The organism is Pseudomonas sp. MWU15-20650, from assembly GCF_023242475.1.
Taxonomy (GTDB): Bacteria; Pseudomonadota; Gammaproteobacteria; order Pseudomonadales; family Pseudomonadaceae; genus Aquipseudomonas.
The window spans coordinates 83,706-108,707 of the sequence record NZ_JALJFG010000004.1 but is presented as its reverse complement, the minus strand read 5'-3'; the positions used below and the strand labels follow the sequence as shown (position 1 = coordinate 108,707).

The following is a 25,002-nucleotide window of genomic DNA, read 5'->3' as shown; positions in this document are numbered from 1 at the left end:
CGGGATATCTCGATCATATCCACAACGAGTTTTTCATCGAACTCAAACCCGCTGCCTGAGCACCCTGGGTAGCGATTACTTGAGCGTGACGTCGAGCATCGGCGGGATGTAACCGTAGTCATACTCGGCGACCACGAATGTCTGCTGCCCTTTGATCTTGATGCCCACCGTCGGTGCCTCAGTGCCGCCGATACGAATCTGTATTCCAGCTTCGTTGGTCGGTACGCTGTCGATGAATGAGGTCACCAGGCCGTTGGGCATCACACAGTGCGAGTAGGTCTGGAACGGTTGGGAAGACGGGTTGCCCAGTACCAGGCCGGAACCGTTCAAGGGCACGTAAGGGCCGAACAGCGAATCTGCGACAAAACCGTACACTCCGTCCGGACCGGTCACCCCGTCGGCATAGGTGAAGGTGTGGCTGATGGTGAACAGGTAGTACTTGCCGTCCTGGAACACGAAGTGCGGGCGTTCGGTCTGGTCGTTGACGCCGACTGCGGTCAGCAGCGGCGGCAGCATTTCCCAGTCGTCCCCGTCTTCGTCACGGGCCACGGCGATACCGACACAGGCCGTCTGGAAGCGTGAGTTACCGACGTCCTCATAACCTGGCGGCACATCGCCGATTTCTGCATCACCGACCTTGTGCGAGCCGCGCTCGCCGGCCACGTTGCCCTCAAACAGCATATACAGCTTGCCGTCATTCGGGTCGCGGAACGGCCATGGATCACGGAAGCCCCAAAAGGCGTTCTGCGCTTCGGTCTGGTACATCTTGCCGTCGGCCTCGAACAGCGGCTTGACCTTCTCGAAGCCCACCAGGCTGACGCCATGCTCGGTGGTCACCACGCGGCCACGCACCTTGACGATGGTCGCGCCGGGGGTTACTGCGGTGTAGTACAGGTCCACTTCACCCTGTTCGTTCAACAGGATCGGCGTGCCGGCCCATTCGCGAACGGTCGGCGAAACCCCTTCAGCCATTACCCGGCCACCGAGTTTCCAGTCCTTGCCGGTGCGGGAGAACCAGTAGTACATCTTTGCCCGGCCATGACGGTCGTTCCAGTCGCGGATGACGTCGTAGTTGCCGTTCTGGTCGAGGTATTGCGGGTCGTTCGGGTGACGATCCGCGGTCAGGGTGAAGATCACCGACCAGCCATCGACAGAGGTGATGTTGCCGTCGATATCACGCAGCGGCATGGTGTCCCAGATAAACACCTTATCGTTCAGTACCGGGAAGTCCGCACTGACCAGTGGCTGGGTGGTCGTGGGATCGTCCGCGCGGACTTTCAGCGCATCGGCTCGGGTCCACAGGCTGGGTTGATGGGGTGTTTTACCAAATTTTTCAGTGTTGCTTTTCATAGGGAAAGACCTCGTCCATGAATTGAGTCAAGAAAATACTGTATCCATATACAGTCATTTGACTTTAAAAGACTCATCCCTCCGGGTCAAGGGTAAAAATGCATTTGTGCATAATTTGGTTTTTTGTTGAAGCTGATTCGTTTCAGCTGGTGATTTTTCTAGAGGTTCGTTTTCGGGCCGATCAGCGACGCTACCTGCATGATGCTGGGTAGGCACCGTTGCTCGGATCGATTAACGCCGTCGAACTGTGCAAACAACCCAATAGCCTTATTGGCGATGACCCTTTCGTTCAATCCCCAACGCAGCATGCCTGCCGCTGTTTGGCACGGCCGTAACGATATCCGCGTGGAAGACGTTCCGCTGCCAATTTCGCCACCTGCTGGTTGGCTGCAGATTCGCGTGCAGTGGTGCGGAATGTGTGGGTCCGATTTGCATGAGTATGTGGCAGGGCCGGTGTTCATACCGGTTGACGCCCCCATCCGCTGACCGGGATAAAGGGCCAATGCATTCTCGGTCATGAGTTTTGTGGCGAGATCGTCGAACTCGGTGCCGGCGTGCTGGGTTTCAGCGTTGGCGAGCCGGTGCATGCCAACATTGCGGCACGTGCTACCACTGCCCCCATGGGCTGTACACCCTTGGCGAGAACCTGGCATTCATTCCGCTGACACACTCCGTCTTCTGGGGGACGCTGGCCTACACGCTGGTCGAAGGCACGTTCGTCGGCACCATCATGACGCTGGTGTTCCTGCCCGCGATGTACTCCATCTGGTTCAAGATCCGTCCTGACAATAAAGGGGCAACTGAAACAGCGAAACTCGTGTAGCACGCGAAGCTAGAGGAGGCCGCATCCCGCTAGGCCAAAGCGTCGCGCTTGGCGAAGATGCTTGCCATTTGCGCCGCGTTCTCGGTTCCCCAGGTGCACAGCGGGATGATCGCATCAGCCAGGCTACGGCCGAGCGGGGTCAGCGTGTAGTCCACGCGCGGGGGCACTTCCTTGTAGTCGTTTCGCGCCAGCACCTGGTCGGCTTCCAGATCCTTCAACTGCTGGATCAGGACCTTGTCGCTGACGCCAGGGATCAAACGCTTGAGCTCGCCATAGCGTTTCGGGCCGCTGCGCAGGAAAAACAGGACCAGCGGTTTCCATTTGCCTGAGATGATGCGCAGCGTGGCGTTGAGCCCGCAACCGGTGTCGCAGATTTCCGTTGTTGTCGTCATTTTTTGATACTTACCAAAAGGTGCATACTTGTCCTTAGGTTATCAGCGCTGCATCCTCGTCTCAAGCAAGCAATTTCCTGCTTGGGTACAACGCCAACGAAGGATGCATGTCATGACCAGACTGAATGGAAAGACCGCCGTGATCACCGGCGGCGCTACCGGCATCGGCCTTGCCGCAGCCAAACGCTTCATCGAGGAGGGGGCCTTTGTCTTCATCTTCGGTCGCCGACAGGAAGCGCTCGACGCGGCCATCGCCGAGCTCGGGGCCAATGCCCGCGCGGTGAAGGGCTCGGTCTCTGATCAGGCCGACCTTGACCGACTCTACGCGGCAGTGAAGGCCGAGCGCGGAACCCTCGACATCGTCTTCGCCAATGCCGGTGCGGGAAGCCCGCTTGCGCTCGGCAAGATCACTGCCGAGCACATTGACGAAACCTTCGAGACCAACGTGAAGGGCTTGATCTTCACGGTCCAGAAGGCGCTGCCGCTGATGGGGCAGGGCGGTTCGATCATCCTGACCGGATCCAGCGCCGGTACCACGGGCGCTCCGGCATTCAGCGTCTACAGCGCAAGCAAGGCGGCAGTGCGCAACCTCGCGCGCACGTGGGCGCAGGACCTGAAGGGCACCGGTATCCGGGTCAACGTATTGTCGCCCGGGCCGACGGCGACCGAACTCGCGAAGGCCGCGCTAGGCGAGGACGGCATGAAGGTCTTCGCCTCGATGAATCCGCTCCAGCGCATGGCCGATCCGGCGGAGATCGGAGCGGCAGCCGCATTTCTCGCGTCGCACGACAGCAGCTTCATGACCGCCAGTGAGGTCGCCGTCGACGGCGGTCTGGCGCAAATCTGATGCGCTACGCCCGAGCGGTCGCTCCATGCCCGCTTCGGAGCCCGCAGGGCGTTGCACACCCAAGGAGATTTTTATGCGTTACGCAATTATCGGCTTCGGCAAGCTCGGCCAGGCGCTTGCCAGGGCGTTTGCCCGCAAAGGTATCGAAGTATCCGTTGCAACCACGCGCAATCCGGAAAGCTTTGCCGCCGATGCGGCCGCGATTGGCCCCTTGATCATCCCGAAAACACTGGTGGAAGCACTCACGGCGGAGATCATCTTTTTGGCTGTTCGTTTTGAGTCGCACCGGGAAGTCGCGAAGGTGCTGCCAACCTGGAAGGGCAAAACCCTCATCGATGTGACCAATGCCTACGGCGTACCCCCTGAGGAACTGGGAGGGCAGCCGTCTTCCAAGGTCGTCGCGCAGGCCTTCACGGGTGCAAGGCTGGTCAAGGGCTTCAACCATTTGGTGGCTGCCGTTCTAGACCAGGACCCGGACGTACAGGGTGGCAGGAGAGTCGTGTTCCTGGCGAGCGATGACGCCGCCGCAGCAGCGGAGATTGGTACGCTGGCGGAAAATCTCGGGTTCTCGCCGATCAAACTCGGCGGGCTTTCGGAAGGTGGGCTGCTTGTGCAAGCGCGCGGAAACAGCTGGGGTCAGTTGATCTTTAAGGACTTGGTCCGGTTCGATTGAGGGATCAGTGATCGCACATGTTGATGCGCGGCTGCCTCGTGGAAAAGGGCGACCTCAGGACCTCGCCGATAGACAGGGCGGCGTTCGCCGCCTTGTTCATCCCCCGCCCTCAGGAAAGATGCACCCGCCATTGCGGACCAGCATCTTCACTTCCTCGCTCACCTGCATCGGGTTTTGACTTAATCGAGCCACAAACTCCTCGCGGCGCCGCACGTACGACTTCAAGTCGTGCTTCGCGCTCCAGAGCACAATGTTGATCACAATGGGAATGAGGTCCAGGCCCTTCTCGGTCAGCGTGTAGAAGTCCTTGCGTCTGTCGTCGGGGTTGGGCGCCTTCGAGAGAACGCCTTGCTCCTCCAGAAAGGCAAGTCGGGAAGCCAGAACATTGGTCGCGATTCCCTCTTCCGATTTCAGGAAATCGCCATACGTTTTCTTCCCCACAAAAACGATGTCGCGAATGATCAAGAGCGACCAGCGGTCGCCGAAAATCTCCACGCCGTAGTTCACCGCGCAATGGGATCGAAAGTCTGCTTTAGGTGTTGTCTTCATGGCTGGATCTTAGCATCACTTGCTTGTCGCAAGTAAAAATCTCTAGATCACTTGCTTTTTGCAAGTTAAAAGACCAGCATGGATTCTACGTTGAGTCTCCCAGTCCCTTTTCCCGCACCGCATCACCCACGAGGAACACGCATATGCAGGTTTTTGTTACCGGCGGCACCGGCCATTCCGGTCCGTACGTCATCTCTGATCTTATCGCCGCCGGCCATGAGGTCACTGCGCTGGCTCGGTCCGACACGGCAGCAGCGCAGGCGGCTACGCTTGGCGCCAAGGTGCGTCGCGGCAATCTCGAAGATCTCGACGGGCTAAAGGAAGCGGCCGCAGCCTCGGACGGCGTCATTCATCTCGGGCATCGGCAGGACCTGCTTCCAACCGGTGGGATCAACGCCGTTGCGGCCGCGGAGCTTGAGATCATGCTTGCCTATGGCGAAGCATTGGCTGGAAGCGGAAAACCGTTGGTCGTATCTGGAAGCGTCGGCTCACCCGGTTGGGAGGGCTTGGGCCGGCCGGCCACCGAGGAGGATCCGCCCCTTCCTGGCGGCGATCCGTACAAGCACACCCTGCGGGTTCGCAACATCGTGGAAACCACGGTGATCGGTCTCGCCGAAAAGGGCATACGGTCTTCGATCGTACGGATCCCTGAAATCATGCACAGCGCCACCGATAACGCAGGCTTCCTGGTGCTGTTGATCCGGCTGGCCAAGGAAAAGGGTGTCGTCGGCTACCCCGGAGACGGCGCCAACCGTTGGGGGGCCGTGCATGCCCGTGACCTCGCCACCGTGTTTCGCCTGGCGCTGGAAAAAGGCGAGGGGGGCAGGAGCTGGCATGCAATCGCCGAAGTGGCGATCCCGTACCGTCAGATCGCCGACGCCATTGCCAGCCGCTTGAATTTGCCGGCCGTGCCTATCCCGGAGGACGTGCTGATGCTGCCCGGCTATTTCGGCTTCCTTGCGAATCTGGTCACGCTGGACACCCCGACCTCGAACACGATCACGCGCCGGGTGCTTGGCTGGGAACCGACCCAGCCTGGCCTCTTCGCCGATCTTGATAGTGGTCACTACTTCCCGGCCGACTGACGAGGCGACGGCACACCGTCGGGTCGCACTGCGCCCGGCGGGTGGCCAAGCCGTGACGGCGTAACCGATCTCAAACGGAGACTGCACATGAGCACTATCAGCATCATCGGTTCGGGAGGCATGGCCACGGCTATCGGCGGCCGTATCGCCAAGGCCGGACACACCGTCGAGGTGGTCAGCCGCGACCTGGCCAAGGCACAGGCGCTTGCCGACAAGCTCGCATCCGGAACAATCACGGGGACCTACGGCGCCACTCCGGTGGGCGACATCGTCATTCTCGCCGTGCCCTACACCCATGCGCTGGCGGTACTGGCCGACTTTGGAAAAGCGCTCGACGGCAAGGTGATCATCGATATCACCAACCCGGTCGCTCCCGATCTCTCGGGCCTCATCACCCCCCACGGCAGCTCCGGTGCGCAGGAGATCGCCAAGGGCGCCCCCGCCAGTGCGCATGTCGTCAAGGCGTTCAATACCGTCTTTGGCCACGTACTTGCCCAGGATCAACGCCTCGACGCGTTCATGGCGGCGGACGATGCGCACGCCAAGGCGCGCGTCTCGATCTTCCTCGAGAGCCTCGGGCTGCGTCCCTTGGATGTCGGCGGCCTGCAGATGGCCCAGACGCTCGAGTCGCTCGGGCTGATGATGATCGGCCTGGCTAAAAATGGTGCCGGCACCTGGGACATCGCCCTCCACGTCGATATCGGCTGATAAGAGAATGTCCCGGCTGTGAAGCATTTTTTGCAGCCATGGGCCGTGTCGATAAACCACCGACGTATCAATTGACGCCTATCGAGGCATAGGTATCTACACAATCACCGTCGAACGCAAAATCTGTGACAAGTCGGCTGTTGTGGCGAGCGGGCTTGTCCCGCGTTGGGGACGAATGCGGTGTACCCGATACTCCGCAGAGACAGTTTTGGGGCTGCTGCGCAGCCCAACGCGGGCGGTGCGACGATTCGACAAGCCCGCTCGCCACAGGGGAATATGACGGTCTTCAAAAGTTGTGTGGATACCGATGCCCCCGGATGTCCATAGGTCTCTACACAATCACCGTCGAACGCAAAACCTGTGACAAATCGGCTGTTGTGGCGAGCGGGCTTGCCCCGCGTTGGGGCGCGTAGCGCCCCCAAAGAAGGACGAATGCGGTGTACCCGATACTCCGCGCAGATAGCTTTTGGGGCTGCTGCGCAGCCCAACGCGGGGCAAGCCCGCTCGCCACCGGGGAATATGACGGCCTTCAAAAGTTGTGTAGAGACCTATGCCTATCGAGAGCAAGCCCCTCATCACCACTCCCGCGCCGGGTGCGAGGTGTGCCTGAACGCTACCGTGTGGCACATAGTGGGGCGTTCACTGGGCTATTGGGTAGCACACGCCTCAGCCCGCGCGCGCAAGTGCCGGTCAGGTCACTCCGCTTAATTTCAAGAAATCAATGACTTAACCTTTTCATACGCTATTTGGCACACATCCTGCTTTTTTGTATTCGTGGATAATTGGATACAAAAATTCAAAAGGTGCTGCCGATGCAATTTGCTCCCGCTTACGTTGACCGCCAGCCCCTCACTGCCGAGGAGGAGGCCTACAATTTTCTGCTCGACGCCATTTGCGGCGGCCGCTACCGCAAGGGCGACCGGCTGATCGCCGAAGACATCGCCACCGAGATCGGCATGAGCCGCATGCCGGTGCGTGAAGCTTTTCGCCGCCTGGATGCCCAGGGCCTGGTGACGCTGCGCCCCAACCGTGGCGCGGTTGTCAGCGGTTTGGATATTGATGAGCTGCACGAAGTGTTCGAGATGCGCAGCGCCCTTGAAGGCCTGGCGGTGCGTGTGGCCGTCGGCCGCATTGGCGAGCGTCAACTGGCGGCCCTGGAGCGCATGCTCGATGAGATGGACGACTACCGCGACGAGAGCGCCGCGTGGGTCAGCCGGCACCGCGCGTTCCATGAATACCTGTGCAGCCTCAGCGGCCGCCCGCGCCTGATGAAGCAGGTTTCGGCGTTGTACTCGCTGGTCGAGGCGCCCATGCGCTTGTGGCTGCAGCACGGTGAAAAACCCCTCAGCGCCCGCCAGGAACACGCAGTGATCCTCGAGGCGATTCGTGCCGGCGACGCCGCCCGCGCCGAAGCGGTGGTACGTGAGCACATTGAAGGCACCGTGCCGGCGCTGATTCAGTTCCTGCAAACCGAAAAATAAGAAAGCCCTGCTGTGTTTTGACTTTGAGTCCTGCCCCGTTATTCAACGAACTGGAGTGTCTGGTCATGCATAAATGCCGCGCCTTGCTGGTGGCTGTCTCCCTCGGCCTCTGTAGCCCATGGGCCTTTGCTGCGCCCCAGGTACCGGAGCGTCTGCAGAAGGTCGATAAACTCACTTATTGTTCGGGGATGGACTCACCGCCCCTGGTGTCTTTCGACCCAGCCCAGAAACCTCGCGGGCTCACCGTCGACCTGGGCCTGGAGATTGCCAGGCGCCTGGGTGACAAGCCGGTGCAGTGGCGCGTGATTCCGTTCTCTGGGCTGGTGCCGGCGTTGCTCGCCCAGCAGTGCGACATGATCGTCGACCAGTTGTTCGACAAGCCCGAGCGGCGCCAGGTGATCGACATCGTCAACTACATGTATTCCAGCCAGTCGGTGGTGGTGCCCAAGGGCAACCCCAAAGGCATCAAGGCGCTGGATGACCTGTCCGGGCACAAGGTCGCGGTGCTCAACGGCTCCACCATCAAGACCCTGCTCGATACCCAGAATGAAAGCCTGGCCAAGGCCGGCAAGCCGCCAATGAAACTGGTGGTCTACAACACCGACACCGATGCCTTCCAGGCCCTGCGTATCAGCCAGGTCGACGCCTATGGCACCACGGTGGAAACCGCCGGTTACTACGCTGCAATGGCCCCGGACCTGTTCCAGGAAGGCGTGCCGGCGTTCAGCCGCATCCTCACCGGCCTGGGCATACGCAAGGACGACCCGCAATTGAGCGCCGCCGTACAGCAGGTGATCAGCGACATGCGCAGCGATGGCAGCTATGTGCAGTTGCTGAACAAATGGCATGTCAGCAGCGACACACTCGACTGAGGCAAACCGGCGATGAATTTCAATTGGGATGTGTTCTGGCAGTACCTGCTGCAGCCCAGCGGGGTTTACCTCACGGGGCTGTGGCTGACGTGCCTGATCAGCGTACTGGCGATGCTGTTGGGCTGCGCGCTGGGGCTGGCGGCGGCGCTGTTGCGCTTGTCGAAGAACCCGCTGTTGCATCTGCCGGTGCGGTTTTATGTGTGGCTGATGCGCGGCACGCCGCTGCTGGTGCAGATCGTGTTTCTGTACACGGCGCTGGCGGCAGGCGGGGTTTTTCGCTTCGAAGATATCGAGCTGTTCGGCCTGATCGTTCCGGGCAATATCCAGGCGGCGATCATCGCCCTGGGCCTCAATGAAGGTGCGTATATGGCCGAGATCATCCGCGCCGGTATCGGCGCGGTGGACAAGGGCCAATACGAAGCCGGGCGCTCCCTGGGCATGGGTTTTGCCAAGCTGATGCGGCGCATCGTGCTGCCCCAGGCGTTCCGGGTGATCGTGCCGCCGCTGGGCAATGAGTTCAACGTGATGCTCAAGAACACCACGCTGGTCAGCGTGATCGGTGTGCAGGAGCTGCTGCTCAGTACCCAGATGATCACCTCGGCAACCTTCCGGGTGTTTGAGTTGTACCTGGTGGTCGCCCTGTATTTCCTGACATTGACCACCCTCTGGGGCTTTTTCCAGCGTTGGCTCGAAGCCCGCTTCAGCCAGTCCGACCGACCTTCTGCGCCCCCACCGGCCGCCAGCCGCATGTTCGGGCGCAGCACCCTGAAACTGCTGAGGGGACGATAACCATGGCGCACCACAGTGACGAACTGATCATCGAAGCACTGGATATCCACAAGTCGTTCGGCGCGCTGCAGATTCTCAAGGGCATCTCGTTGCAAGTACGACGCGGTGAAGTGGTGGTGCTGATCGGCGCCTCGGGCTCGGGCAAGACCACCTTTATCCGCTGCATCAATTTGCTGGAAGACATCCAGGGCGGGCGCATCCGCGTCAATGGCCGCGCCATGGGCTATCGCGAACGCAGCGACGGCAGCCTGGTGCGCGATTCGGAGCGCAACATCGCCCGCCAGCGGCGCGACATCGGCATGGTGTTCCAGCGCTTCAACCTGTTCCCCCATATGACGGCGCTGGAAAACATCATCGAAGCGCCGATCCAGGTGCTGGGTACGCCGCGTGCCGAAGCGCTGGAACAGGGGCGTGGTTTGCTGGCGCGAGTTGGCCTGGCGGACAAGGCCAGCCACTACCCATCGATGCTCTCCGGCGGCCAGCAGCAACGGGTCGCGATTGCCCGCGCCCTGGCGATGAAACCCCAGGCCCTGTTGTTCGACGAACCTACCAGCGCCCTCGACCCGGAAACCGTCGGCGAGGTGTTGCAGGTGATGAAAGAACTGGCCGAGGAGGGCATGACCATGGTGGTGGTCACCCATGAAATGGGCTTTGCCCGTGAAGTGGCAGACCGCGTGGTGGTACTCGATCAGGGCGAACTCATCGAGCAAGGACCGCCCGAGCAGATCTTCAGCCACCCCAGCCACCCCCGTACCCGGGCCTTTCTCAGCCGTGTGTTATGAACGTGTCACGGACATCCGCCACACCTGTGTTTGCGCCGACCTGGTGGAAAATATCCAGCGTTTGATGACCCGGGAAGGGAACCGTACCAAATCCGGCCAATGAATCGAGGAGCCTTTGCCATGTTGAAATTTTCTGCCCACGAGTACCCCTATCCCTCGCAACGCCAGAGCGTATTTGCCCGTCGAGGCATGGTTGCCGCGTCCCAGCCCCTGGCCGCCCAGGCCGGTATCGAGATCATGCAAAAAGGCGGCAATGCCATCGATGCGGCCATCGCCACGGCGGCGGCGCTCACGGTGGTCGAGCCCACCGGCTGCGGCCTGGGCGGCGATGCGTTTGCCTTGGTGTGGTGCAAGGGCCAGTTGCATGGCTTGAACGGCAACGGCCACGCGCCGGACGCCTTGAGTATCGAGGCGGTCAAGGCTGCCGGGCACGCTCAGATGCCGCTGTACGGCTGGACCCCAGTGACTGTGCCCGGCTGCCCGTCGGCCTGGGCAGAGCTGTCGCAACGTTTCGGCAAGCTGCCGTTTGCCGAGCTGCTGCAACCGGCCATCAGCCTGGCGCGGGACGGTTTCCCGCTGTCACCGGTGGTTGCCCATCAATGGCAGAACGCACTGGATGAATTCACGCCCCATCGTAATTCGGTACTGGACGCGTGGTTCGATACCTACCTGATCGACGGCCGCGCGCCTCGGGCTGGGGAGATATTCCGCAACCCAGCCCAGGCCCGTACCCTGGAAGAACTGGCCGCCAGCCGCTGCGAAAGCTTGTATCGGGGCGCCCTGGCCGCACGCCTGGATGCCCATTCGCGGGCCAGCGGTGGCTACTTGCGCGCCAGTGATCTCCACGGTTACCGCGCGCAGTGGGTGGACCCGATCCACATCAACTACCGTGGCGTGGAGGTGTGGGAGATCCCACCGAGCGGCCAGGGCCTGGTGGCGCTGATGGCGCTGAAAATCCTCGAAGGCTTTACCTTTGATCACCGCGACAGCCAACAGACCTGGCACCGCCAGCTCGAGGCCATGAAGCTTGCCTACAGCGACGGCCTGCACTACATCACCGATCCGCTGCATATGCGCGTGGCGGTAGCGGACTTACTCAGCGACGACTACAGCACCCGCCGTCGCACCCAGATGAGCGAACAGGCACAGCCACCCAAACCGGGTGACCCACACGCCAGCGGCACGGTGTACCTGGCCACGGCGGATGCTGAAGGCAATATGGTCTCGTTCATCCAGAGCAACTACCACGGCTTCGGCTCCGGCGTGGTGCTGCCCGACAGCGGCATTGCGTTGCAGAACCGTGGGCAGGAATTCAGCCTCGACCCGGCCCACGCCAACTGCCTGGCAGCGGGCAAAAAAACCTTCCACACCATCATCCCCGGCTTCCTGACCAAGGGCGGCCAGGCCCTTGGCCCGTTCGGCGTGATGGGCGGCTATATGCAGCCCCAGGGCCATGTGCAGATGGTGATGAACCTGGTGGACTTCGGCCTCAACCCCCAGGCCGCGCTGGATGCGCCACGCTGGCAATGGCTGGGCGATATGAAGGTCGGCATCGAGCAGGGCGCCTCCCGCGACCTGGCCAATGCCTTGGCCCGGCGTGGCCACCAGGTGCAGATCGCCAGCGACCTCACTGACTACGGGCGCGGACAGATCATCCTGCGTGACCCGGTCAGCGGAGTGCTGTGCGGCGGCACGGAACCACGGGCGGATTCGCATATCGCCGTGTGGTAAGGCGCGTCAGTGCGCGCCGAGCAACACCCAGCCTGTCAGCGCCACCGGCTGGCCGGAGATCTGTCTGAAGACATTATTTATATGAATAAACACATTCAAAAATAATGAAATTAGAGAATATTAGCTTATGCTCAAATAGCATTATATTTTTAAAATCCATTCCGTTATGTTTGATCGCAACAGCCTACCCCTGACCTCGGATGGTACCCAGCGTGATTCAGATTCTGCGCGCCATAACCGGGCGATAGCCCCGCGGCAGAATCGTTGGAAGGGAGCTCAACGTATGTTGCCGACTCAACCCCCTCGACTGCCTCACCCCTAGTCCCCAATCGCCGCAACACCCCCTGGAAATTTCGAGCACCGCGCACGACCGCGTGGCTGCCCGACTTCGCGATTTGGAATGTCTGGAGTGGCTATGAAGCAAGTCTTACAACCCACCGCCATCCTGGCCCTGACGGTCCTGGCCAACACCGCCCAGGCCCAGGACGACAGTACCCTGTCCACCGTGGTCGTCACCGGTAACCGTGGCGCCGAGCAGCGCACGGTCACCAGCAGCCCCGTGCCGATTGATGTGGTCAGCGCCAAGCAACTGCAAAGCACCGGCAAACCCGGCTTGATGGAGGCCTTGAGTGCGGTGATCCCGTCGCTGACCCTGCCGGAAAAAACCGGCTGGGACGCCAGCGGCATTGCCCGGGCGCCGAATTTGAGGGGCTTGAGCGCCGCCGAAGTGCTGGTGCTGGTCAACGGCAAGCGCCGCCATACCAGTGCCACCTTGAACATCAACGGCATCAACACCGGTGCGGCCCCGGCCGACCTGGACCTGATCCCCCTCAGCGCCATCGACCACGTCGAAGTGCTACGCGATGGGGCCGCCGCCCAGTACGGTTCCGACGCCATCGCCGGGGTGATCAACGTGATCCTCAAGGCCGACACCCGTGGCACCGCCGTGACCAACGTCGGCCAAGGCTACGACGGCAAGAAACAGACCGTGCAGCAAAGCCTCAACAAGGGCTTTGAAATCGGCAATGGCGGCATCGTGCAACTGGCCCTGGATGCGCGCAGCCAGAACGATGACAACAAGGCCAGCGCCAACGGCTACACCTACGAGCAGGCGTATGGCCTGGCGGGCAAGTCCACCTACGGCGGCTACGGTACGCCCGAGACCCGCCTGCTCACCTTGGGCTACAACGCCGAGTTGCCGATCGATGACCGCTTCAGCCTGTATTCCTTTACCACTTACTCGCGGCGCAAGGCCGAGCAGGGGCAGAACTTCCGCCTGCCGACCATCACCAACACCATCACCACCGGGCCCAATGGCTACCCGGCGGGGTATACCCCAACCTGGTACATCGACGAAGACGACTTTCAGGCGGCGTTCGGCGGCAAGGGCACCGTGGGTGAGTGGGACTGGGACCTGTCCACCACTTACGGGCGTAACGCGGCGGAGCAGGGCACCACCCATAACCAGAACCCGTCCCTGGGCGAAGCCACGCCGAACAGCTTCACGTCCGGCACGTGGATTTCCACGGAGCTGACCACCAACCTGGACTTCAAGCGTGGCTTCGATATTGGCCTGCAAAAACCCTTGGATGTGTCCTATGGCTTCGAACATCGGCGCGATACCTACGAGGTACAGGCCGGGGACTACGCCTCTTATGCTAATGGCGGTTACTGCGTGGCGCCGGGTAACTGCGCCTCATCCGGGGCCCAGGTCACCAACGGCATTTCACCGGACGAAGCCACCAGCGCCTCGCGCAACAGCCTCGCCAGTTATGTCGATGTGGGCTTCAACCCACTGCCGGATTGGTACATCGGCACTGCCTTTCGCTATGAGCATTACAACGAAGGCGTGGGCGCCACCCGCAGCGGCAAGCTGACCACGCGCTACGACTTCACCCCACAATTTGCCGTGCGTGCCACGGTCAGCAATGGCTTTCGCGCGCCGTCCCTGGCCAACAGTCTGTTCAGCGCGCGCTCCACCACTTATGGCGTGGTGGACGGGGTGTATCAGTCGATCAACTACGGCGTGCTGCCGGTCGGTTCGGCGGCGGCCAAGGCGCTGGGTGCAGAGGACTTGAAGCCCGAGCGTTCCACCAACTTCAGCCTCGGTTTCACCCTCACGCCCACCGACCGCCTGACGTTCACTGCCGACGCCTACGTGATCAACCTGCGTGACCGCATCACCCTCACCGGCACCTTGCTGGGGCCTGAGGTCACCCAGGTCTTGCAGAACAACGGCATCAATTCCACCTCCGGCGGCCAGTACTTCATCAACGGCGCCGATACCCGCACCAAGGGGTTGGACCTGGTCAGCAACTACAACCAGGACCTTGGCCAATACGGCTCCTTGAAATGGACGGCCGCGTTCAACTGGAACCAGACCCAGATCCTCAACTACAAGGAGTCCACCACCATCCTGGGCACGGCCTATGACCTGATGGACCGCCAGGCGCGCAACCTGATCACCGGTGTGCAGCCCAATACCAAGCTGATCCTGGGCGCAGACTGGAGCATTGAGCGCTTCAACCTCAACCTGGCCCTGACGCGCTACGGTTCCTACAAAGAAGTGAACTCATCGGCCAACCGTGACCTGGACCGGGTCTACAACGCTCGATGGATCACTGACCTCGACCTTGGCTACAACCTCACCAAAGACCTGAACGTCGCCCTCGGCGCCAAGAACCTGTTCGACCTCTACCCCAAGAAACAAGGCGTGCCGAGCAGCACCATGCTCGCCAGCTACGGCACCTATTCGCCCTACGGTTTTACCGGCGGGTATTACTACACCCGGTTGACCTACGCCTTTTAAGGCCGCTACCTGCGAGGACTGGAACATGCCCATTGTTGCCAAACCCTATGACCTGATCGATGAGGTCACCGCCCACCCCGTGCGCCAGCGTCGTGTCTGCACGCCGATCAAGGCGTTGCAGGTGGTGCCGGCCCGGCACCCCTGGCGCTGGGCCGGGTCGATCTTCGCCGCACTGGTGCTGCTCGCCATCGTGCATTCCCTGGCCACCAACCCGCGTTGGGAGTGGGGCGTGTTCGGCCAGTGGTTCTTCTCGCCGTCCGTGCTGCGCGGCCTGGGCCAGACGCTGTTGCTGACGCTGCTGAGTACGGTGTTCAGCATCATCCTCGGCACTGCGTTGGCCCTGGCGCGGCTGTCGGGTTCACCGTTGCTGGCGGCGCTGGCCTGGGGCTATATCTGGTTTTTCCGCTCGATGCCGGCGCTGCTGGTGCTGATCATCCTCTACAACTTTGCCTATCTGTACGACCACATCGTGCTGGGCGTGCCGTTCACCACGGTGGTGTTCGCCGAATGGTCGACCGTGGATGTGCTCAGCCAATTCACCGTGGCGGTATTGGGCCTGAGCCTGATGCAGGCGGCCTACGCGGCGGAGATCATCCGCGGCGGCCTGATCGGGGTCGATGCCGGCCAGCATGAAGCGGCCGCCGCCCTGGGCTTGCCGGCTTCACGGCGCGTCTTTCGCATCATCCTGCCCCAGGCGCTGCGTTCGATCCTGCCCTCGGGCTTCAACGAAATCATCGGCCTGGTCAAGGGCACGTCCATCGTCTATGTGCTGGCCTTGCCGGAGCTGTTCTACACCGTGCAGGTCATCTACAACCGCACCCAGGCGGTGATCCCACTACTGATCGTCGCCACCGTCTGGTACTTGATCATCACCACCGTGCTGACCAGCGCCCAGTACTACGTCGAACGGCATTTCGCACGCGGTACGGCAAGAGTGCTGCCACCCACGCCACTGCAACGCGTGCGCCGCTGGCTCAAGGAGAACACCCATGAGTGACGCACGCGCCGGGCGCATCCAGATCCAGGGCGTGGGCAAGCGTTTTGGCAACCAGCAGGTGCTCAAGGACATCGACCTGACCATCGACCCAGGCAAGGTCACGGTCATCCTCGGGCCATCCGGCTCGGGCAAGTCCACCTTGCTGCGCACCATCAACCACCTGGAGAAGATCGACAGCGGGCATATCACCATCGACGGTGAATACGTCGGCTATCGGCGCAAGGGCGACCTGCTCTACGAGCTCAAGGAGCGCGAGATTCTCAAGCGGCGCATCGATGTGGGCTTCGTGTTCCAGAACTTCAACCTGTTCGCGCACCTCACCGCCTGGGAAAACATCGCCGAAGCGCCGTTGGCCCACAAGCGTTGGCGCAAGGCCGAGGCGCGGGCCAAGGCCCTCGAGCTGCTGGCCAAGGTCGGCCTGGCGGACAAGGCGCAGGCTTACCCCCGGCAGCTTTCCGGTGGCCAGCAGCAACGTGTCGCGATTGCGCGCGCCCTGGCACTGGGCCCCAAGGTGCTGCTGTTCGATGAGCCCACCTCAGCCCTCGACCCGGAACTGGTGGGCGAGGTGCTGGACGTGATCAAGGGCCTGACCCAATTGGGCGTGACCCTGGTGATCGTCACCCATGAGATCGGCTTTGCCCGTGAAGTTGCTGACCACGTGGTGTTCCTCTGCGACGGGCAACTGATCGAAGAAGGCCCGCCCGAACAGATTTTCCGCCAACCCCGACATCCCCGCACCAAAGCCTTTCTTGGCAAGGTGCTTTAGTTCAAGGAGTGACTGCCCATGCTCATCCATACCGCCCGCGTCGCCGTGCTGGCGCTTGCCGTCAGCACGGCCCACAGCGCATTCGCCGTGCAACAGGTCGACCTCAGCCCCGACCGCCCGCGCATCCACGCACCACGTAACGAAGCGGCCATCGCGCAGATCCCAGCGGGCTTCAAGTTCGCCCAGCCGGGCAAGTTCACCGTGGCCGTGTCCGGCGTGGCCGGGCCGCCCCTGGCGCTTTTGGCCAATGACGACAAGACCACCATTGGCAGCGAAGCCGACACCGCACAACTGGTGGCCGACAGCCTCGGCCTGCAACTCAACGTGGTGCAGACCAGTTGGGAAGACTGGCCCCTGGGCGTCAGCTCGGGCAAATACGACGCGGTGATCAGTAACGTCACCGTGACCGAGGCGCGCAAGAAGCGCTTCGACTTCGCCACCTACCGCCAGGATGTGCTGGGTTTCTACGTCAAGAGCACCAGCAAGATCAACGAGATCAAACAGGCGGCTGACATCGCCGGGCTGAAGATCATCGTCGGCTCAGGCACCAACCAGGAGAAGGTCCTGCTGGCCTGGAACGAGGCCAATGAGAAAGCCGGCATCAAACCTGCGTTATTGCAGTACTTCGACGACCAGGCCGCCGCGCAACTGGCCGTGCAATCCGGGCGCAGCGATGCCTTGTTCGGCCCCAACTCGGTGTACGCCTATTCCGCCGCGATCACCGGCGGCATCAAGCGCGTCGGCACCGTCAACGGTGGTTGGCCGTTGCAGGCGGATATCGCCGTGACCACGCGCAAGGACAACGGCCTGGTCAAGCCGATCCACACTGCCCTGCAAGGCGCGATTGCCGGTGGCCAATACGCGCAGGTGTTGCAGCGCTGGGGCCTGGATGTGGAGCGCGTCGACAAGTCGTTGATCAACCCACCGGGCTTGCCGGACTAGGAGACGAACATGGGACTGACACGACGTGAAGCCCTGTCGAGCATCGCCACCGTGGGCGGCGAACAGGCCGCCAGGGATGCACTGGCGGCATTGGGGTTGGGGCCGTCATCGCATCGGCGGCCGCAACCGCTGAAACTCAAGGACGGCCTGGGGCAAGGCACCCGTGTGCTGGTGCTGGGCGCCGGAATTGCCGGGTTGGTCGCGGCGCTGGAGCTGACCCGAGCCGGGTTCGCCGTGCACGTGCTGGAAGCCCGCGACCGCGTGGGCGGGCGCACCTGGACCCTGCGCAACGGCGACCGTGTGGACTACAAGGACGGCCGCTCGCAGACGGTGACGTTTGATCCGGGCCTGTATTTCAACGCCGGCCCGGCAAGGATTCCCAGCCAGCACCGCACCCTTCTCGACTACTGCAGCGAACTGGGCGTGCCGTTGGAAGTGTTAGTCAACAGCAGCCACGGCGCCCAGGTGCGACCGGACGTGCAACGACCGGCGTTCAGCGTTGGCCAGGCGGTCAATGATGCGCGCGGGCACGTATCCGGGTTACTGGCCAAAGCGGTGCAACGCGACGCCCTCGACGACGTATTGAGCCGCGAGGAGCGCACGCGTTTGCTGGCGTTTTTGCAGGTGTACGGTGACCTGTCCCAGGCGCTGGCGTTTGAGGGCAGCCTGCGCTCGGGGCACCTGGAGTCCGCCGCCCATCCCGGGGCCTTGCCCGCCAGCCGCCGTCCGTTGGCGTTGGATCAGTTGCTGCACCCGGAGCTCTGGGGCGCGTTGCTGCACACCGAATTCCCGGAGTTCTCGGCCACCATGTTCCAGCCGGTGGGCGGCATGGACCGAATCACCGACGCCTTCTACCAGCGCGTCCGTGAGCACGTGCAGTTGCACGCCCAGGTCCGCCAGATCCGCCAGTGGGAAGACGGCGTGACGGTGACTTACCACGACCCACACAGCGGCCGCGAACAGGTGGTGCGTGGCGACTATTTGATCTCGACCTTGCCGCTGCCCTTGCTGGCCAAACTCGACACCGACTTCAGCGACCCGATCAAAGCCGCCTTGCTCAGCACGCGCAGCGACCAGGCGACCAAGGTGGCGTGGCAATCCCCGCGCTTCTGGGAAACCGATTACCGCACCTACGGTGGCCTGTCGTGGATCGAGCACCCGGCGCGCCTGCTCTGGTACCCGAGCAACGACCTCAACACCCGTGAAGGTTTGCTGGTGGCGGGCTACGTGACCGGGGAGGGCGCCGATGTGTTTGGTGCACAGCCGCTCGAGCAGCAATACGCCACGTCCAGGGACGCCGTGGAATTGCTGCATCCAGGCTATTCCAAGCACCTGCGCAACCCGCTGGCGGTGTCCTGGGAGCAGATCCCCTACAGCGAAGGCCCGTGGCTGCAACGCGAGCACTTCCCGGCCGACGCCAGCGCGTTACTGGAGCAGGCCCATGGTCGCGTGTACTTTGCCGGGGACGGCCTGGTGCAAAGCGGCGTGGGGATTTGGCAGGAGTCTGCCGCCAACTCGGCGCGCCACGTGGTCGCGCAATTGGCCGAACGGGTCACCCAACGACAATCTATCGCGGCAGTGGCCGCCTCATAAGGAGAGACACCATGAGTGACAGCATTCAACGCACCAGCGTCGGCGATTTTCCCATCTCGCAAACCGTCACCGTACCGGCTTCGGCCAGCCTGATTTTCATCAGCGGCACCTTGCCCGATCTGGCGGATGCACAGGCGCCAGCGGGCACGCCGGCGGCGTATGGCGATACCGAGGTGCAGACGGTGTCGGTGTTCAACAAACTGCGCAAGATCCTGCGGCAACACGACCTGGACCTGGGTGACATCGTGCAGTTGCGGGTGTTTTTGGTCGGGGCTGAAGAGACCGATGGCAAACTCGATTTTGCCGGGTTGCAGCGCGGCTATACGCAGTTCTTCGGCACGCCCGAGCAACCGAGCAAACCTGCGCGCACGGCGTTGCAAGTGGTGGCGTTGCCATTGCCGGGGGCCTTGGTGGAGGTCGAGGCCATTGCCGCCCGAACGGCGTGACCCCACGCCTGATAATGAAAACGCACGCCAGTTGCCCCTGCAGCGCTCGGGGGCAATCCGGCTTAGTTGCAAGCAATGGGTGTCACCTTCTTGTCGTTTTAAGCCCTTACCGTGTTCTGAGTTTTTGTCTCAAACACCCAAGGGATTGAATAGTGTCATGCCGACTCTCACCCGCAGGACCCTGCTCCAGGCCGCCGCCATCGGCTCCGCCTACGCACTCTTACCTGACTCCATCCGCCAGGCCCTGGCGATACCCGCCAACAACCGCACCGGCACGATCATGGATGTCGAGCACGTGGTCATCCTCATGCAGGAGAACCGTGCGTTCGACCACTACTTTGGCACCTTGCCCGGTGTGCGCGGTTTCAGCGATCGCTTCACGATACCGCTGTCGGGCGGGCGCACGGTCTGGGAGCAACAAGGCAAGGGGCGGCGCGTGCTGCCGTATCACCTCGACAGCTCGCGCGGCAACGCCCAGCGTGTCGACGGTACGCCGCATTCCTGGGTGGACGAACACGCCGCTTGGGCCAGTGGCCGCATGGGCGCCTGGCCCACCTACAAAACCCCTACGTCCATGGGGTACTACCGCGAGCAGGAGTTGCCGTTCCAGTTCGCCCTCGCCAACACGTTTACCCTGTGCGATGCCTACCACTGCTCGGTCCACGCCGGCACCAACCCCAACCGGCTGTTCCATTGGACCGGCACCAACGGCCCGACCGGCGCCAAGGTGGCGGCGGTGGTCAACGAGTGGGATGGCCCTGGCGCTGCGACCGTGGGCTACACCTGGAAAACCTACCCCGAGCGACTGGAAGAGGCGGGTGTGAGCTGGAAGGTCTATCAGTTTTTGCCGGATAACTTTGGTGATAACCCGCTGGCCGGTTTCCGCCAGTTTCGTGCGGCCAGCGTCGCCGCCGGCAACCCGGCGCAGCCGCCGAAAGACTTCAAGGATTTTGTCCCCTACAGCGATCAACTTAACGCCCGCGTGCCGCTGTACAAAGGCAACGGCAACACGCTGCCATCGGCCAGTGGCAGCGACCTCGAGACGATCATCCAGGGCTTTCGCGACGACATAAAGCAGGGACGCCTGCCCCAGGTGAGTTGGCTGGTTGCCCCGGCCAATTACTCTGAACACCCCGGTCCTTCCAGCCCGGTGCAGGGCGGTTGGTTCACCCAGGAGATTCTCAAGTCGCTGACGGCCAACCCTGAGGTCTGGAGCAAGACCGTGTTGCTGGTCAACTACGATGAAAACGACGGTTTCTTCGACCACGTACCGTCACCGTCAGCCCCGTCGAAGCGCGCCGATGGCAGCTTTGCCGGCAAGTCCACGGTGACGTTCGACAGTGAGATCTTCACTCACCCGGCACCGCCCGGTTCTACTCAGCAGCCCAAACCTGACGGTGGCGTCTACGGGCCTGGGCCACGGGTGCCGATGTTGGTGTTGTCGCCCTGGAGCCGAGGCGGCTGGGTCAATTCCCAGGCGTTTGATCACACCTCAGTGCTGCAATTCCTGGAAAAGCGTTTCCAGGTACGCGAACCCAATATCAGCGCGTGGCGTCGCACGGTGTGCGGCGACCTCACCTCGGCGTTCAACTTCGTCAACCCCAACACCGAGAGGCTGCCACCGCTGCATGACACCACGCGCCAGGCGGCGGATTTGCTGCGCCAGCGCCAGGAACAGCTCGCGCAAGTCGCGGTGCCCGCAGTGGGTCGACAACAGGCACCGGTTCAAGAACGCATGGCCCGCCCATCCCGCGCATTGCCCTACCAGTTGAACGTCGAAGGCGCGGCTGATCGGCGCGCAGGGATATTGACCTTGAACTTCTTCAACCATGGCGACCAAGGCGCGGTCTTTCATGTCTACGACTCATTGCACCTGGAAGATATCCCGCGGCGTTACACCGTAGGGGCCGACAAGCACCTGAGTGACACATGGCCAGTCTCCGGCAGCTATGACCTGTGGCTATTGGGACCGAACGGCTTCCATCGTTCATTCAAGGGCCAGGTGCACCAGCACGAACCCGAGTTGTCAGTGGCCTATCAAGGCGACAGTTTGCAACTGACGATCATCAACGCCGGCCTGCAACCTGCCTCGATCACCATTGAGCGTTGCCCTTATACCCAGCAAGGGCCATGGCTGGTTGAGATTGCCAGCGGCAGTTCGCAGCAACGCACGTTTTCCGGCCAGCCGAGCGGTGGCTGGTATGACTTCACCGTGCGTAATGAACAAGGTTGGGCTCGCCGAGTGGCGGGGCGGATCGAGACCGGCGCGCACAGCATCAGTGACCCGTTGATGGGCAAACCGGTGTAAGGCGCCCACAGGGCGGCGGATCCATTTGAAGGCATCCGTCGCCCGTTGCTCGGTGTCATTTTCAGAATCATCTTAGAGTCATGCTTAGCCTTTGGCCGGTACTGTGCAATGCGTTGACTGATCGACGTTGCTGCCCCACTGCCAGGCCTACCTATGCCCAATAAAGCGTTACGTCTCCTGATCGCCGATGGAGCGTTTCACCAGCGTGTCAAGATCGAGAAAATGCTCAACCACATGGGTTATTTTCGCGTCGCGCCCTTGAGCTCGTTTGACGAACTGGTGGCGTTGACGCGCTCGAGCGGCGTGGCATTCGACCTGTTGATCATCAACGCTGCGCTGGTGGGCGCTCGCCAAGTCAACCTGTTGCAGTACTGCCAGGACAACCCATTGATTCGCCACGCGCTGATTTATGACGGGCAGTGTGCGCAGCATTCGGTGATGTCGGTGTCGGCCAGGCAGACCTCGCGCCTGCCCCTGTCGCAGTCGCCGGATTTCGACGCGCTGTCCCGGTGCATGGAAAGGGTGGACCCGACGGTGACGGCGCGCCGCTGGGCGGTGGTTCAGGAACGGGATTAGACGATGAAAGGCGTCGCGCCATACGACGCCTTGCCCAAACCGTGTCCGCAATTAGGTTGGGAGCGGTAGAAATGTGATATTCAGTCATGGATTCAGGGCACGGCCCTTTTGAGTAATGAGTTCATGACAGACACCCCGTTGATTGAAACCCGGGCCCTCACGCGCAGGGACGAACGCCTCCAGGTCGTGTTGCTGCAACCGACTGACTTCACCCTGAACCACGCCGACCGCGTTTCCATCACCGGCTCTTCCGGCTCCGGCAAAAGCGTGTTCCTGCGGGCGCTGGCCTTGCTGGATACGCCCTCGTCCGGGCAGGTGCTGTGGAACGGCCAGCCGATCGTCAACGCGCAGATTCCCCATTACCGCAGCCATATCGGCTACCTTGCCCAACGCCCGGCACTGATCGAGGGGACGGTGGAGGACAACCTGCGCTTCCCCTACAGCCTCAAGACCCTGCGCCAACGCCGCTTTGACCTGGAGACGGTTACCACACTGCTTGGGCATGCCGGCAAGGCGCCGGACTTTCTGGCCAAAAACGCCGCAGACTTGTCGGGTGGCGAATCCCAGGTGGTTTCGTTGATTCGTACGTTGCAACTCAACCCGGAGGTGCTGTTGCTGGACGAGCCCACCGCGGCTCTTGATCCCGCCTCATCCCGTGATGTGGAAGCGTTGGTCGACGCCTGGTTTGCCGGCGATCAGGCCCGCGCTTATATCTGGGTGTCCCACGACCTGGAGCAGGCGCAACGCATGAGTTCTATCCACCTGCACATGAGTGCGGGCGTCTTGAGCGGAGCGACGCAGGCATGAATTATCACGACCTCACCGCCCTGGACATGGCCATCGCCGCCTCGCTGATCCTGATTAACGGCGCGCTGTCGTTGCTGTTGCGCCTGGGCCTGGAACGCCAGTTGCTGTGGGCCGCCGTGCGCACGGTGGTGCAACTGCTGGCGATTGGTTACCTGCTCGGCTGGGTGTTCGAATTCGCCTATTGGTACGTGGTGCTGCCGCTGATGTGCGCCATGACCCTGATCGCCGGCCTGTCGGCGGCGGGGCGCGGACGGCGCACTTACCGCGGGCAGCGGGTCGACAGCATTCTGTCGGTGTGGGGCAGTTCATGGCTGGTCACGGCCGTGGGCTTGTTTGCGGTGATCCGCATCCACCCGTGGTACGAGCCGCAGTATGCGATCCCGATTCTGGGCATGATCCTCGGCAACACCCTGACGGGTGTGTCCTTGGGGATAGAGCGCATGACCCAGGAACTGACCTCGGGCCGTAACACCATCGAGATGATCCTGGCCCTGGGTGGTTCACGCTGGGAGGCGGCGCAGGAAGCGATCCGCCAGGCCGTGCGCGCCGGGATGATCCCGACGCTCAACCAGATGACCGTGGTGGGTATCGTCAGCCTGCCCGGCATGATGACCGGCCAGGTGCTGGCGGGGGAGAGCCCGGTGGACGCGGTGCGCTACCAGATCGTGATCATGTTCCTGATCGCCGCGTCATCGGCGTTGGGCACCGTAGGCGCGGTGCTGCTCACCTACCGGCGGTTGTTTTCCGCGAGCCATCGGTTCTTGCGTGATCGGTTGCAAGAGCGTTGACGCTGGCGGGCAGGTCCACGGCCGCACCCTGCCGGCGCTGGTCTGCGCCGGGTTGGGTATTGGCGTTTACCCCGGGAGACAGCGCGGTGAAGAGCACGCTGTTCAACCTGATCGTGGAATTGTTTGGCGAGTGATTGTTTCATCAGCTGAAATGCTGGATTGTAAAACCTGGTCATTCCGTCGATTGAGGCAGCGGTGGAACATGCCTGGCGTCGATACCCCACTTTTGGAGCCTTTCATGTCCCAGCCTGCGATCAAACTGTATGGTTTTCCATTGTCCGGCCACTCCCATCGGGTTGAGCTGATGCTTTCGCTGCTGGGGCTGCCCAGTGAATTTATCCTGGTCGACCTCAAGCAAGGTGCGCACAAGGCGCCTGAGTTCCTGAGTGCGATTAACTGCTTCGGCCAGGTCCCGGCGATTGACGACAACGGCACCGTGCTGGCCGATTCCAATGCGATTCTGGTCTACCTGGCGAGCCAGTATGGCAAAGGCCAATGGTTGCCGAGCGATCCGGTCGGCCAGGCGCGCGTACAGCGCTGGCTTTCGGCTGCTGCCGGCCAACTTCACGCCGGGCCCGCCACCGCACGCCTGGCGGTGGTGTTTGGCGCCGACGTCGACACCGTCACCGCGATCAACCGCTCCCATGCCTTGCTGCAACAGGTGGAGCTGCAACTGAGCCAGAGCCGCTTCCTCGCCGCCGAGCAGCCGACCATCGCAGACATCGCGTTCTACACCTACGTCGCTCATGCGCCTGAGGGCAACGTGTCGCTGGCCGACTACCCTAACGTGCGCGCCTGGCTGGCCAGCATCGAAGCCTTGCCAGGCTTCGTCGGTATGCCGCGCACCGCGGCAGGGCTGCAATCACAGTAACCTTCAGAGGCGCGCCG

At 62.1% G+C, this 25,002-nt stretch carries 23 protein-coding genes and 1 pseudogene; 21 read left to right on the top strand and 3 right to left on the bottom strand.

What is annotated here, in order from left to right:
* Positions 1 to 75 precede the first annotated feature (75 nt).
* Entirely contained in the window at positions 76 to 1,350 is a 1,275-nt protein-coding gene (locus M5B43_RS05645) for a glycoside hydrolase family 68 protein (RefSeq protein ID WP_248749171.1), read from the bottom strand.
* A gap of 306 nt (positions 1,351 to 1,656) precedes the next feature.
* Between M5B43_RS05645 and M5B43_RS05640 the strand changes: the two are divergent.
* A pseudogene (locus tag M5B43_RS05640) lies at positions 1,657 to 2,023 on the top strand (alcohol dehydrogenase catalytic domain-containing protein); the annotation flags it as partial.
* 179 nt (positions 2,024 to 2,202) lie between these two features.
* Here M5B43_RS05640 and M5B43_RS05635 read toward each other — a convergent pair.
* Positions 2,203 to 2,565 (bottom strand): helix-turn-helix domain-containing protein, encoded by a 363-nt coding sequence (locus M5B43_RS05635; RefSeq protein ID WP_248749170.1) that lies wholly within the window; start codon positions 2,563 to 2,565, stop codon positions 2,203 to 2,205.
* A gap of 112 nt (positions 2,566 to 2,677) precedes the next feature.
* Here M5B43_RS05635 and M5B43_RS05630 point away from each other — a divergent pair, with 112 nt between their 5' ends.
* The gene (locus M5B43_RS05630; protein WP_248749169.1) at positions 2,678 to 3,412 is read left to right on the top strand and encodes an SDR family oxidoreductase; all 735 of its coding nucleotides are present in this window, start codon (positions 2,678 to 2,680) and stop codon (positions 3,410 to 3,412) included.
* Between the two features lie 73 nt (positions 3,413 to 3,485).
* On the top strand, positions 3,486 to 4,085 hold the full coding sequence (locus M5B43_RS05625) for an NAD(P)-binding domain-containing protein (RefSeq protein WP_248749168.1): 600 nt from the start codon (positions 3,486 to 3,488) through the stop codon (positions 4,083 to 4,085).
* Between the two features lie 96 nt (positions 4,086 to 4,181).
* Here M5B43_RS05625 and M5B43_RS05620 read toward each other — a convergent pair whose 3' ends face one another.
* Entirely contained in the window at positions 4,182 to 4,634 is a 453-nt protein-coding gene (locus tag M5B43_RS05620; protein ID WP_248749167.1) for a helix-turn-helix domain-containing protein, read from the bottom strand.
* A gap of 143 nt (positions 4,635 to 4,777) precedes the next feature.
* Here M5B43_RS05620 and M5B43_RS05615 point away from each other — a divergent pair, with 143 nt between their 5' ends.
* From M5B43_RS05615 to M5B43_RS05530, 18 genes are all read left to right on the top strand, one after another.
* The gene (locus M5B43_RS05615) at positions 4,778 to 5,719 is read left to right on the top strand and encodes an SDR family oxidoreductase (protein WP_248749166.1); all 942 of its coding nucleotides are present in this window, start codon (positions 4,778 to 4,780) and stop codon (positions 5,717 to 5,719) included.
* 87 nt (positions 5,720 to 5,806) lie between these two features.
* A complete protein-coding gene (locus tag M5B43_RS05610) occupies positions 5,807 to 6,427 on the top strand; it encodes an NAD(P)-binding domain-containing protein (protein WP_248749165.1) in 621 nt (206 codons plus the stop codon).
* 812 nt (positions 6,428 to 7,239) lie between these two features.
* Positions 7,240 to 7,908 carry a GntR family transcriptional regulator gene (locus M5B43_RS05605; RefSeq protein WP_248749164.1) on the top strand — a complete coding sequence of 223 codons (669 nt, stop codon included), beginning with the start codon at positions 7,240 to 7,242 and terminating at the stop codon, positions 7,906 to 7,908.
* A 65-nt stretch (positions 7,909 to 7,973) separates the two neighbouring features.
* Complete coding sequence (locus tag M5B43_RS05600; protein WP_248749163.1) at positions 7,974 to 8,780, top strand: ABC transporter substrate-binding protein; 807 nt, start codon at positions 7,974 to 7,976, stop codon at positions 8,778 to 8,780.
* A 12-nt stretch (positions 8,781 to 8,792) separates the two neighbouring features.
* Positions 8,793 to 9,569 (top strand): amino acid ABC transporter permease, encoded by a 777-nt coding sequence (locus M5B43_RS05595; RefSeq protein ID WP_248749162.1) that lies wholly within the window; start codon positions 8,793 to 8,795, stop codon positions 9,567 to 9,569.
* Between the two features lie 2 nt (positions 9,570 to 9,571).
* A complete protein-coding gene (locus M5B43_RS05590; RefSeq protein WP_248749161.1) occupies positions 9,572 to 10,351 on the top strand; it encodes an amino acid ABC transporter ATP-binding protein in 780 nt (259 codons plus the stop codon).
* A gap of 120 nt (positions 10,352 to 10,471) precedes the next feature.
* Positions 10,472 to 12,082, top strand: a complete 1,611-nt coding sequence (locus tag M5B43_RS05585) for a gamma-glutamyltransferase family protein (RefSeq protein ID WP_248749160.1) — start codon at positions 10,472 to 10,474, stop codon at positions 12,080 to 12,082.
* A gap of 415 nt (positions 12,083 to 12,497) precedes the next feature.
* Positions 12,498 to 14,891, top strand: a complete 2,394-nt coding sequence (locus M5B43_RS05580; RefSeq protein ID WP_248749159.1) for a TonB-dependent receptor — start codon at positions 12,498 to 12,500, stop codon at positions 14,889 to 14,891.
* Between the two features lie 25 nt (positions 14,892 to 14,916).
* Positions 14,917 to 15,888 carry an amino acid ABC transporter permease gene (locus M5B43_RS05575; RefSeq protein ID WP_248749158.1) on the top strand — a complete coding sequence of 324 codons (972 nt, stop codon included), beginning with the start codon at positions 14,917 to 14,919 and terminating at the stop codon, positions 15,886 to 15,888.
* Positions 15,881 to 16,654 (top strand): amino acid ABC transporter ATP-binding protein, encoded by a 774-nt coding sequence (locus tag M5B43_RS05570; RefSeq protein WP_248749157.1) that lies wholly within the window; start codon positions 15,881 to 15,883, stop codon positions 16,652 to 16,654. The genes M5B43_RS05575 and M5B43_RS05570 overlap by 8 nt, the downstream gene beginning before the upstream one ends.
* An 18-nt stretch (positions 16,655 to 16,672) precedes the next feature.
* The gene (locus tag M5B43_RS05565; RefSeq protein ID WP_248749156.1) at positions 16,673 to 17,596 is read left to right on the top strand and encodes an ABC transporter substrate-binding protein; all 924 of its coding nucleotides are present in this window, start codon (positions 16,673 to 16,675) and stop codon (positions 17,594 to 17,596) included.
* Between the two features lie 9 nt (positions 17,597 to 17,605).
* Positions 17,606 to 19,189 (top strand): FAD-dependent oxidoreductase, encoded by a 1,584-nt coding sequence (locus M5B43_RS05560; protein ID WP_248749155.1) that lies wholly within the window; start codon positions 17,606 to 17,608, stop codon positions 19,187 to 19,189.
* 11 nt (positions 19,190 to 19,200) lie between these two features.
* Complete coding sequence (locus M5B43_RS05555; RefSeq protein ID WP_248749154.1) at positions 19,201 to 19,635, top strand: RidA family protein; 435 nt, start codon at positions 19,201 to 19,203, stop codon at positions 19,633 to 19,635.
* 157 nt (positions 19,636 to 19,792) lie between these two features.
* Positions 19,793 to 21,943 carry a phosphocholine-specific phospholipase C gene (locus M5B43_RS05550; protein ID WP_248749153.1) on the top strand — a complete coding sequence of 717 codons (2,151 nt, stop codon included), beginning with the start codon at positions 19,793 to 19,795 and terminating at the stop codon, positions 21,941 to 21,943.
* A 153-nt stretch (positions 21,944 to 22,096) separates the two neighbouring features.
* Positions 22,097 to 22,519: a chemotaxis protein CheY gene (locus M5B43_RS05545; protein WP_248749152.1), complete on the top strand. Its 423-nt coding sequence runs from the start codon at positions 22,097 to 22,099 to the stop codon at positions 22,517 to 22,519.
* 123 nt (positions 22,520 to 22,642) lie between these two features.
* A complete protein-coding gene (locus tag M5B43_RS05540) occupies positions 22,643 to 23,326 on the top strand; it encodes an ATP-binding cassette domain-containing protein (RefSeq protein WP_248749151.1) in 684 nt (227 codons plus the stop codon).
* Positions 23,323 to 24,114: an iron export ABC transporter permease subunit FetB gene (fetB, locus tag M5B43_RS05535; protein WP_248749150.1), complete on the top strand. Its 792-nt coding sequence runs from the start codon at positions 23,323 to 23,325 to the stop codon at positions 24,112 to 24,114. The genes M5B43_RS05540 and fetB overlap by 4 nt, the downstream gene beginning before the upstream one ends.
* Positions 24,115 to 24,352: 238 nt before the next feature.
* Positions 24,353 to 24,985: a glutathione S-transferase gene (locus tag M5B43_RS05530; RefSeq protein ID WP_248749149.1), complete on the top strand. Its 633-nt coding sequence runs from the start codon at positions 24,353 to 24,355 to the stop codon at positions 24,983 to 24,985.
* Positions 24,986 to 25,002 lie beyond the last annotated feature (17 nt).